The organism is Silicimonas algicola (genome assembly GCF_003148765.1).
GTDB classification, from domain to species: domain Bacteria; phylum Pseudomonadota; class Alphaproteobacteria; order Rhodobacterales; family Rhodobacteraceae; genus Silicimonas; species Silicimonas algicola.
This window is the reverse complement of the sequence record NZ_QGGV01000002.1, coordinates 248785-259741: the sequence shown is the minus strand read 5'-3', so window position 1 is coordinate 259741 and position 10957 is coordinate 248785. Positions and strand designations below refer to the sequence as shown.

Here is a 10957-nt window from a genome sequence, read left to right as displayed (position 1 = left end):
CAGGAATCCCGGAGATGCACGTTTTTGCTCAGGCTGCCGTTTTAAACTACGCGAGCTGAGACAGATTTACTTGCGCTTATTCGCGCCGAGCCGAGCTATAGCGCTCCGCACAACCACACGGCTTGACCGCTCATACTGCAAAATCCTGCAGCTTTCTCCCTGACGCCAAGCCGTCGCTGATCCACCCCGGCCGACGTCCGCGTCCCGTCCAAGTAACCTCAGGATTCTCGGGGTGCCGGTATTTCGGAGGTAGAGCGGATTTTGTTGCCGGTGCCTTCGAACGCGAACCTTTTGTCAGCTCGGAGAGGCTGAAGCCAAAGCTTTTCGCTGCTTCATCCGCGGCCTTCAAAGCATCTGCCCTGCGAGCCTTCTCCCCGTCTGCAATGGCCTGCTCAATATCTGAACTCAGCGCTTTCAGTTCCTTAAGTGTCATCCGATTCAAGTCGGGAGATTTTGCCACGATAGTTCCTTTTTTCGCCTTCAGCGTTTCAACAGATATAGGTACGAAGTTATTGCTGCAAGCCTTCGGTCCAAAGTCGCGCCATATTCAGTGTGTCCGTCGACCGGTTTGTCCCGAAGGCCGAAGTGATCGATTCTGTGGGCGCAAGTGCTTTCCGCTATCCAAGTTGTTCCGAAGCATCCGAGCCCACAACATGCCGCCGCGCTTTGAAGCTTGCGAGTCGGAGTCTGACGACAGATTCACTTGGTCTTCGCTTCGAGCGAGCTGTCAATCCGGATCAGGCCGTCGACATCCGGCAAGAGGTGCAACTCGGCTTACCCTGCGGTTATGCAGCTTCGCTCCGAGCCCGAAGAGGACGTGCTTCTCGAACTAGGGTGCTTGCCGACATCGATTACGCAGCCTCATCGGCCGGCATCGCAAATGTGAGCCTCCAGAATCTCGGCGCAGGCGGCTGGGTGCGTCGAAATCAGGAAGTGGTCCGCGCCGTCTACAACCTTCTTGGACGCACGCGGAATGTTGGCCGCGAGGTGCTCAGTAACGTCAACGATCGGAACAGGTGTATCCCTACCCCGCACCAGAGTGACAGGAAGGTCGAGGGTAGCGAAGGCCTCGAAGAGAGGTGTGAAGGTAGCGGCTGAGTGCCAATCACGGAGGTTCGTCGGCGCCGTCGCACGGCAAAAAGCTCGGACATTTTCGGGCATTCCGCGGAAAGTCCCCGGGCGGCTGTAGAAGTCGATGATTATCGAGGCTGCTTCCGGATCTCCCTCGGCCAAGGCGGTCCCGAAGCGATGAACCAAAGCCTCGATGTCTGACCGCCACGGAAAGGGTCCATTGCGCGGTCGCGCGAAGATCGGGTTGGCTTCGAAACAGACGACGCTCTGAGGCTTGATCCTTTGCGCCAGCACCGCCGCGAGGAGAAGATGCGCTCCCCACGAATGGCCGACAACATGCACCGGCTCGCCAACCGCATCCACAACCTGGCCAACGAAATCGACCAAACGATCAATGTCTGCATCGTCCACTGGTCGGACCTCCGGTGTCGTGCCGTAGCCAGGCAAGCTAGTGGACAGTAGCCTAAACGGGGTCTTCAAAGCGTTTTGGATACCCTTCCATGCCGCAGGCGTCGCATAGGAGCCCGGCAGCATCAGGACGGCGGGCCCTTGACCTGTCTCGATCAGCTCAAATGCGAATTTCTTCATGTGTCATGTTCCCGTTCTCGAAGCGGTGGCGCCCGGCGTTGTCGCCGCTCCGTTCCTGCGCATTATCACAGAAGCTCCGCCAGCATCGCCGCCGCGCGCTCGGCGCCGTCGCGAGCGACCGGGTGCGGTACGCGCGGCGCTTGCAGTTCGTCCAGCATGGCTTCGGCAATGCGTTCGGGACTGCTCTCGGCATAGGTCATGCGGCGCCCGGCGTTGTAGCGGTCGAGCCGGGCGGCGACGTGGAAGTTCTGCTCGAAATGGTTGCGCAGCGGGAAGTACAGGAAGGGTGTGCCCGCGGCGGCAAGCTCCATGCAGGTGGTGAGGCCCCCCTGAACGAGGGCGAGGTCGCAGGCCGCGAGGTGGCGATCGAGATCGGGAACGAAGGCGCGTGCCTCCACGCCCTCCGGCCAGTCGAAGGCGGCCGGGTCCAGCCGCGGCCCCGTGACGACGATCATGCGCAACTCCGGGATCCGTGCGCGGGCATGGGGATACGCCGCAAGGATGCGCCGGATCAGCTGGGCTCCCACGCCAGAGCCGCCCACCGCCACGATGCAGGTCTTGCGCCCGCCGTCGTAACCGAACTCCGCCCTCAGGTCGGCTCGTGAGCCGAAGGCGGAGGGATGTGTGCCGATGATATAGTCGGAGAACTCGTAGTGCCGCGGGATCCAGTCCCGCATCCACGGCAGACCGTCTCCGAACGACAGGTCGACGATATCCTGCGTGCCGCCAACGAAGATCGCGCGGTCCCGGACCTGCGGGTGGTTCTCGACGTGCCCGATCATCTCGGCATTGTAGTCGGTGGTCAGGAAGGCCTCGCGCGGGCCGTTCTCCGCAAACGGCACCCAACCCACGAAATCCGTGAACCAGGCTATCTGGGCGCGCTTCAGTTCAGGATGCTCGTGCCAGTAGTGATCGATGTCCCAAGCCTCATCGGCGATCACCAGATCGTAGGACTCCTGTTCGAGCACATCCTGGAACACCATGAAGTTCTTGATCAGGATCTCGTCCATGCTGCGGATAGCCTGAAAGGCGTTCAGATCGTGCTCTCCCGCCTCCTCCTCGATATGCGCACTTTCGTTCGCGAGAAGGCGGCTTGCGGGATGGAGCGTCTCGCCGTTGGCCGCGAGAAACCGGGTGACCGGGTCCTGCGCCAGCCAGTCCACCTGCAGCTCGGGGTGCAACTTGCGCAGTTCACGCGTGACCGCCAGATCGCGGCGGGCATGACCCAGACCGATGGGCGATGAGAGATAGAGCGCACGTTTCGGGCGCCTTGACCTCACGGCGTCTTTGCGCGGCTCGGACGCAGACGGATCAAGCAAGAGTTCGAGGAAGTTGCGCATCACGGCGTTGAACCGGGCCGGAAAACGCGCGTGCGGCGCATGTCCGGCCTCCTCGAAGATGACAAGCTCCCCGCCGGTGAGTTCGGCCACCTTCTCGGACGCGGCGACGGGCGCGATCGGATCCTTCCGGCCGTGCACGATCAGCATAGAGCAGGAAATCCGGCGGTAGGCCGCCTCGTCGAGCGCATACTGCCCGGCATAGGGCGCGCTCATCGAGGCGGCGAGAATCTCGCCGCTGGTCCCTTCGGCCCAGCCCCGGACGTCCTCCTGCTGCTTGGTCGAATGCGGCTCGACGAAGAGCTGCTCGGAGAAGAACTGCGCGAAGTCCGGAAAATCCGTCTGCCAGTACCCGCGGTTGTATTTCTCCCAGCCCTGCGGCCTGTGCGCACCGAGGTCCGAGTTGTAGCTCGCCTCGCTGTTGTGCGCATGCCGTGGAACCAGTGGCGTATGTGCGCCCACGGTGATCGCCGCCGTCACCCGGTCGGCATGGTAGGACGCGAGAATGGCGCAGGTCGGCCCGCTCTGGGAGTACCCGAAGACGATAGCCTCGAGAGTGTCGGTCGCGTCCATCACGGCCAGCGCATCGGCGACGTAGTGGCCCTGACCGTAGGAGGCGGAATCCGTAGGCCGGTCCGACTTCCCGTTGCCGCGCGGGTCCCAGGTCACGCAGCGGTAGCGATCGCTGAAATAGGGGATCTGCGCCTTATAGCCGCGCGAATGGATGAACATCCACGTCGGGATGAAGAGGATGGTGCGGGGGCCAGTTCCGTAAATCTCGTAGTGCAGCCCGACCCCCTCGCGGTCAATCCTGCCTCCGGTATGGGGATGTGCGGCGCGCATGGCTCAGGTCTCCTTTCTGGCTTCCGTCATGCCGATGAGGTCGCCGACATTGCGAAGGGCAGCGCGCATTGGATGCTGTGTGTCGTCGAAGCCGAGAAGGATCAGCGACTCCGCCCCGACGAAGGCGGCGCCAATGAGCGTCGCGATTTCCTCGGCGCGGAACGGCCCCAGCGAGCCTATCTGCCCTTCGACCTCCCTCACGAGTTCCAGGATGAGCGACTGCCATTGCGCAACGGCGCGGCGGATCGCATCGCCCACGGCGGGGTTGGACCAGCCGACCGCGGTCAGTTCCTGTAGCACGCGTACGTAGCCAGACTCGAGATCTTCCTCGAGATAGTCGCAGGCGCGCGACCATTTCTGCGAGACAGTCAGGTCCGGGCGATGGAAGGTCTCGGCCTGGCGCGCGATCAGCGCCTCGTTCATGTGTTCGAAGAGGGCGAGCACCATGCCCTCCTTGGATCCGAAGTGATAGCGGATCTGGCTCATCTGGGTTCCGGCCTCGGCCGCCACGGCGCGGGTGGACAAGCCGGCATATCCGTCCTCCAGGAGGACACGCTTCGCCGCCTCAAGGAGTTCAACCTTCGGATTGGATCGGAGGCTAGCCTGGGTCGTCATTGGTCTGTCGCTCCCCGGGCGGCGGATCGCGCGAAGCGAACCGGAAGTTAAGCGTAACTCTACTTCGTTCGAACGAATTAGGTCAAGTATGGCGAGGGCAGCGTGAATGCTGCACGATGTTGAGCTGTCGGAGGGCCCCGACATGCCCCCGGCACGCGCGGCGTAGAGACAGTCAATTCGTTCAGGTCCATTTGTCGGTTAGCGCGACTAACCGTTTGTCAGAGTAACCGTTGGATCAAGCCCCAGACGCTTGCCAGCAGCGACAGCGCTTCGACGGCCGGGATGATCCGGAACCGACGCAGAGCTTCGCTCCAAGTCATGCCGAGTTCATCGCTTACCCAACGCGCCGCCAACGCGCGGGGCGATTGTCCTGTCGCACGCGCGATCTCGACGATTTTAGGCTTAGCCGCTGCGATCTCTTAAATTAGTTTGATCGCTCGGGGCTGCTGAGTACCGGCATGACGCAGGGGCTCGGGGTCTCCGCGAGAGTGCAGACGCACATCTGCAAGCAACGCGAAGACGTTACAAGCATAAGGACACCCGGCGACCTCTTACTTCAGCCTTTCTTCAGCGCCGCGATCTCGGCCAAATCGGCCCCCATCAGTCCGTTCGCGGGAAACGCCGCCACGGGTGCCGCAGTCAGCTCCCGCATCCAACGCCCCAACACGCTCTCAGCCACCTCCAGATCTCGGCAGGTTGCAACAACCGCAACGCGTCCCTCGGTTACAAGGTTGACGACCTCACCTTGAACTCGCGCCCAAACGTTCTCTCTCCAATTACATCGTCACGATCTTATCTTCGCAATCACGAAACCGGCAGCAGGGAGATGTTGTGCCAACAGCCAGGTGACAGCGATGCCGCGATCCAGACCTGCCTGACGATCAAGGTGATGATCGTCATCGCGCCGCGCTAGACCACAGGCTCCGTCCAGAGACATTCCGCTTGGCCGGGCTGAACTGGCCGGCGTCGGTGTTCGGTAGGCTGTCCCGGGCCAAAAGGACTATGGTAGTGAACACCCCGACCACGTGGCTCGTGGGAGCCCATTCAGGAAAAAGGAAATCTCCGCCATCAGCGATCTGGTGAAGCTAGCTCGAGGTCCACTAAATTTGGGTGGTCATGGTGTCGCGTTTCGCGGGGACCTTACGAGCTACCGACGTGGGCCAAGCCGCTCAACGGCGAAAACGTTTGACATATATTGCCCAAATCTGACATGTTTTGATCATGAGTGAAAGACTGCCATCAGCAACGTTAGCTTTGGCCATGGGCGATCCCGCAGGGATCGGTCCCGAAATTAGCCTGAGAGCGGCCCTTACCTTCAAAGAGCGTCTGATTGCTGGTGAGTTGAAGCTGCTTCTGGTCGGGAGCAGCGCAGCAGTATCCCGTAGCGAAGAGCTAAATTACGGTGCGCTGCGTGGGGCTATCCATCTGCCGGGGGTTCGGATCATTGGTGTCGAAGAAGAGCCGCACTCACATGCCTTCGGGCAGCTTAGTGCCGCAGCTGGAGAAGTGGCTTACCGTGCCGCTGAGGCCTGTGTCGGTCTCGTTCGCTCCGGTGCTGCCGACGGCATCGTCACTGCACCCCTCAACAAAGAGGCTCTATTTCTCGCTGGACGTAGGTTCGCGGGATACACGGACATGCTTGCCTATCTGACCGGATCGCAACAGGCCGTCATGATGCTGGCCCACGGCCCGGTCCGTATCAGTCACGTCACCACCCATGTCGCACTGAGCGAAGTACCTAAGCTCGTGACGCCCGAGCGGCTCGAGCGAGTGGTGCGTCTCACCGCAGACGCACTACGCGCTTTCGGCATTAAGCATCCACGCATCGCTGTGGCAGCGTTAAACCCGCACGCCGGCGAGGGGGGCAATTTCGGCATCGAAGATGATCTAGTTATTCGCCCAACAATTGACGCATTGTGCACAGCCGGGCTTGATGTCGACGGTCCAGTGCCTGGTGACACCGTCTTCGTGAAGCATGTAGGTGGACAGTATGACGCCGTGGTTGCCATGTATCATGATCAGGGTCACATCCCCTTCAAGCTGCTTGGATTTAAGATCGACCCTGCATCGGGCAAATGGGATTTGCACGGCACAAACATTTCGCTCGGCTTGCCGCTGGTGAGGACGTCGGTCGACCACGGCACAGCCTTCGATATCGCTGGAAGCGGAACCGCCAACGCTGACAGCATGGTGGAGGCAATCGAGGTCGCGCTGAAACTGATACGCGGCCGTGAGAGAGTAGAAGATCAGTCCGAGGCGGAAAAAGCAAAACGAGAATCCAAACTCAAGGGAGAGAGACAATGAGCTATCAATCCAGAGCATTAGCGACCAGTCTGACGGCGCTGTTAACCGCAATTGCTGTACCAGCGAGTGCGCAGGAATTCACATTTGTCCATGCCAGCCTCAATCCAGCACAGCATGCAGACTTCCCCGTCAACATGAATTTTGTCGAACGAGTACAGGAACTAAGCGACGGTCGCATCTCGTTTAAGGTCTTCGATAGCGGCGCGTTGGGCGACGAGCGGCAAATGGTTGAGCAAATGCAGTCTGGAACTATTGCGACCGCCAGACTGACTCCAGCGGCGCTGAGCGGACTTTGCTCAGGCATTTCAATCCTGAACCTGCCTTTCCTGTTCACTGACGGACAAGCCTTGCTTGACGCCGTACAAACAGACGAGTTCAAGGCCATCTGTGACGATATACTGATTTCTGCAGGGATCCGGCCTCTCTCCTATTGGTGGATGGGTGTGCGTGACCTCTACACTAAAGAGCCGGTAGAAAGCCTAGAAGACGTGCAAGGAATGAAGTTGCGTGTTTGGGAAGATCCCTACGTCGTGAAAGCCTGGGAGGATCTGGGCACCATTCCGACACCGATCTCGTTCTCGGAGCTTTATACATCGCTGCAGACCGGCGCCGTAGACGGTGCCGAAGGGTGGGCAGAAAGCTACAACTCGCGCAGCTTCTACGAAGTCGCTCCGCATCTGACACGCATCGGTTACGTTCAGATTGCCAGCACGCTGGCAATCTCGGAAAGCGTCTGGCAAAGCTTGCCTACAGATCTGCAGGCAGCTGTTCAGCAGGCGGCAGACGAGAACTCCACGTTTGCATTAGAAACGTTTACTGAACTTCAAGACGGCATTTATACGACGTCCGCCAAAGTGGCTACGGTTCACGAGGTCAGCGACCTAGAAGCTTGGAGCGCGAGATCGACCGGGGTCTACGAAACCTTCGCCGCGGAGCATCCCGGTGCGGCGGCAGATCTGCTCACACAGATCGTCGAGTCCAACTGAAACTAAATTTAGACGCCGCGCGATCGCTAGCGCGGCGTCTGACTTAGTGAGGGATACGATGCATCTGATCAGAAAATTAGAGCGGTCCGTGCACAGCGCGCTTGTCTTCGTGACAGGCGCGATCACCGTGGCCATCGCATGTGTTCTGCTTCTACAGGTCGTCAGCCGAATGATATTCAAATACCCGTTCGCCTGGCCTGAAGAACTGGCCGGTTTTCTCTTCACTTGGCTCATCTTTCTCGGAGCGTCGGTGGCATATCGAAGCGGCAGCATGATCGGTATCGATTGGCTGGTTCAAATGCTACCGACTCGTGCAAGAGCAGTGATCAACACCCTCACGTCCCTACTGATGATCATGTTGCTGATGTTTTTGGTTTGGAAGGGGGTCGAGACGACGCTAAAGTCTGCGAACAGCCAGACAACAGTGCTCCGCTTCTCTTGGGCATGGGTCTATGCCGCTTTCCCAGTCGGGTTCAGCTTTTTGCTCGCTTCGATTACACTTGATTTCCTAGCAAATCCAAAGAGCGCCAACACAGGAATTCTCGAAGACGAGAGCGGCCGCTGATGGAAATGATCCTGCTTTTTGGGTTGCTTTTTCTTTTCATTTTCATGGGAATGCAGGTGCCACTGGCGCTTGCAGGGTCACTCGTCGTGACCCTGCTACTTGCTTTCCCATATCTCGATCCGATCATTGTTGTGCAAAAATCGGTTGGCGCCATGGCGCGTGCCTGGCCGCTACTAACAATCCCTCTCTTCATCATGCTCGGTGAGATATTCAAGGTCGGGCGAATGTCGACGCGCATTGTCGATGTGACAAACATCTTCGTCGGGCGACTTCCTGGCGGTCTCGCCATCGTCAACATCGTTTCCAGCTATTTCTTTGGTGGAATTTCAGGATCAGCCACCGCTGATACCTCGGCAATTGGTGGCATCATGATCCCGCTCATGAAGAAGCAGGGCTACAGTTCTTCCTTCTCGACGGTGGTGACGATCACGTCTTCGACTCTTGGGCCGATCGTGCCGCCAAGCGTGCTTGTCATACTGATATCCTGGGTGACCGAACAATCGGTGGGGATGCTATTCCTCGCCGGCTATCTTCCCGCACTCATTTCCATGCTAGGTATGATCGCCGTCGCAGTAATCATCTCAAAGAAACGCGGTTACCCGCGCCAGCCCACGCCACCGTTTCGAGAAGCTGTGCGGATATGCACCGATGCCCTGCCTGTCCTCGTTACGCCATTCATTATCGTCGGAGCTATCGTGTCGGGCCTTGTCACCATCGTAGAGTCCGCAGTCGTTGCCTTAGCTTGGGCGCTCTTCATCACGGTTGTATGGTACCGTGAATTTGCGTGGCGTGATCTAGGAACTGTTATGCACAACACGGTTGCGACCACTGCATTCGTCGGAATGTTGCTGGCTTTGGCATCAGCCTTCGCATGGTTGGTTACGTTTTCTGGCGTCCCGCAGCAAGTCTCCGACCTGTTGGTACAATACAACGTTGGCCGCTTCGGTTTTTTTGCCGCGTCTATAGCCATTTTTCTGGTTCTTGGCACGTTTCTGAACGCGGGTGAAGTGGTCTTGATGGTAATGCCAATTCTCTTCCCGGCAGCACTATCGGTTGGGATCGACCCAATTCACTTTTGCATGATTGCAGCATTGGCGATGGTGATAGGCAACGTCACGCCCCCCGTTGGGTTGTGTTTGTTCATAGGCTGCGCGATCAGCGGCGATAAAATCGAAGATCTAATACGCCCTCTCGTGCCATTCCTGGCGGTGATGGTGGCAGTAATCGTACTGCTCACTTTGGTGCCCAGCGTAGTGTTGTGGCTGCCCGAGACCTTCGGATACGTTCCCAAATAATGAGGAAAGACATGCAAGAAACTCTTAAACAGCACTATGATCTTGTGGTATTCGGCGCTGGCCCCGGCGGCCTGTCGGCAGCAATTGTTGCCGCGCGCCGCGGTCTGCGCGTGGCGCTTGTAGAGCGATCGGCGATGGTTGCCGGCACTGTCAATGTAGGACTATGTCTGCACGGATTTCAGGATGACCATGGCAACCGCGTCGTTGGGGGCGTGTCTTGGGAATTGATTCAACGCTGTATTGATGAGGGTGGATCAACCGGACCCACTCATCTGCAAAACGCACACATGTATTCCACCACACCAGTCGACATGGCGGTGCTACAGAAATGTGCGCTCGATATGCTCGAAGAAGCTGGTGTCGAATGTTGGTTTCACACGCTTGCGACGGAGCCGATCGTAGAGGGCCGGAGGCTGGCCTCGGTGAAGGCCTGGTCAAATAGCGGCGAAATAGAATTCATCGCTCGTTCTTTTGTTGACGCGACCGGGCATGCCGACATAGCGTTCCGGGCGGGAGTTCCTGTCCGCAGCGGTCGTTTCGGAGACGGGGCCATGCAGCCCATGACTCTGGGCCTTTCGATGGCGCCAGTTGACATTACTCGGATGATGGAAGCTATCGGCGAGGGCTTCGGTATGGCTGTCAAACCAGGCATGGATGCCGAGGACTACGTCTGGTTCGCTCTGAACTTCACGCCTTGGCGCGAACAGGTCGAGAAAATCGGAATCCGTCTTGGGGACAAAGGCACGTGCTGGGGCAATTCGATCTATCCCAAGATTGTTAATCTAAACGCTGTCAAGATTATCGGCATGAACGGCGCTGACGCCCGCGAGCTTTCAAGGGCCGAAGTCGCGTCGCGTCGAATCGCGGTAGAGTTTGCGAAGTTCATGCGAGAGAATATTCCTGGCTTCGAAGAGGCTTATATCACCCGGACGTCTCCATATATCGGAATCCGTGAGACTCGGCATATCGACGGGGTTTACACGCTGAGCGATGAAGACGCGATCGAGGGTCACATTCCAGACGACAGCATCGCGCTTTGTGGTTATCCAATCGACATCCACGATCCAATTGACGGTGCAGCGAGATTTCAGCGTGTTGGTGGCGGACGCTTTGGCATTTCGTTCAAGTCATTGGTGCCCACAACGCTCGACAATCTCCTTGTCAGTGGCCGCGGCATCTCGGCGTCCGATCAAGCGTTTGGTTCAGTTCGGGTAATGGGCACCTGCCTTGCGATTGGAGAGGCTTGCGGTTACGCCGCTGCAATGTCTAAGGATACAAACGCCAATATAGGTGAAATGGACGGTGTTGTTGTTCGTTCCGCACTCGAGGATGCAGGCGTAATGATGGTATGAT

9 protein-coding genes and 1 pseudogene are annotated in these 10957 nt (G+C 58.5%); 5 read left to right on the top strand and 5 right to left on the bottom strand.

From position 1 onward, the window contains the following. Positions 1 to 130: 130 nt before the first annotated feature. The 5 genes and pseudogenes from C8D95_RS05715 to C8D95_RS21950 form a co-directional block, all read right to left on the bottom strand. The gene (locus C8D95_RS05715) at positions 131 to 460 is read right to left on the bottom strand and encodes an H-NS histone family protein (RefSeq protein WP_249033311.1); all 330 of its coding nucleotides are present in this window, start codon (positions 458 to 460) and stop codon (positions 131 to 133) included. Positions 461 to 861: 401 nt separating this feature from the next. Beyond that, positions 862 to 1659, bottom strand: a complete 798-nt coding sequence (locus tag C8D95_RS05710; RefSeq protein WP_109758208.1) for an alpha/beta fold hydrolase — start codon at positions 1657 to 1659, stop codon at positions 862 to 864. Between the two features lie 65 nt (positions 1660 to 1724). Continuing rightward, complete coding sequence (locus C8D95_RS05705) at positions 1725 to 3839, bottom strand: alpha/beta hydrolase (protein ID WP_109758207.1); 2115 nt, start codon at positions 3837 to 3839, stop codon at positions 1725 to 1727. A gap of 3 nt (positions 3840 to 3842) precedes the next feature. Further along, complete coding sequence (locus C8D95_RS05700) at positions 3843 to 4454, bottom strand: TetR/AcrR family transcriptional regulator (protein ID WP_164721685.1); 612 nt, start codon at positions 4452 to 4454, stop codon at positions 3843 to 3845. Positions 4455 to 5010: 556 nt separating this feature from the next. Further along, positions 5011 to 5187: pseudogene (locus C8D95_RS21950) on the bottom strand (IS3 family transposase); the annotation flags it as partial. 488 nt (positions 5188 to 5675) lie between these two features. Here C8D95_RS21950 and pdxA point away from each other — a divergent pair. The 5 genes from pdxA to C8D95_RS05670 are packed head-to-tail and all read left to right on the top strand — an operon-like array spanning position 5676 to position 10956. After that, positions 5676 to 6758 carry a 4-hydroxythreonine-4-phosphate dehydrogenase PdxA gene (gene pdxA, locus C8D95_RS05690; RefSeq protein ID WP_109758204.1) on the top strand — a complete coding sequence of 361 codons (1083 nt, stop codon included), beginning with the start codon at positions 5676 to 5678 and terminating at the stop codon, positions 6756 to 6758. Then, entirely contained in the window at positions 6755 to 7744 is a 990-nt protein-coding gene (locus C8D95_RS05685; protein WP_109758203.1) for a TRAP transporter substrate-binding protein, read from the top strand. Before pdxA ends, C8D95_RS05685 begins: the two co-directional genes overlap by 4 nt. Positions 7745 to 7802: 58 nt before the next feature. Next, positions 7803 to 8309: a TRAP transporter small permease gene (locus C8D95_RS05680; protein WP_109758202.1), complete on the top strand. Its 507-nt coding sequence runs from the start codon at positions 7803 to 7805 to the stop codon at positions 8307 to 8309. Further along, positions 8309 to 9604 carry a TRAP transporter large permease gene (locus tag C8D95_RS05675; RefSeq protein WP_109758201.1) on the top strand — a complete coding sequence of 432 codons (1296 nt, stop codon included), beginning with the start codon at positions 8309 to 8311 and terminating at the stop codon, positions 9602 to 9604. Before C8D95_RS05680 ends, C8D95_RS05675 begins: the two co-directional genes overlap by 1 nt. 11 nt (positions 9605 to 9615) lie before the next feature. Continuing rightward, positions 9616 to 10956: an FAD-dependent oxidoreductase gene (locus C8D95_RS05670; protein WP_164721686.1), complete on the top strand. Its 1341-nt coding sequence runs from the start codon at positions 9616 to 9618 to the stop codon at positions 10954 to 10956. The last annotated feature ends 1 nt before the right edge of the window (position 10957 follow it).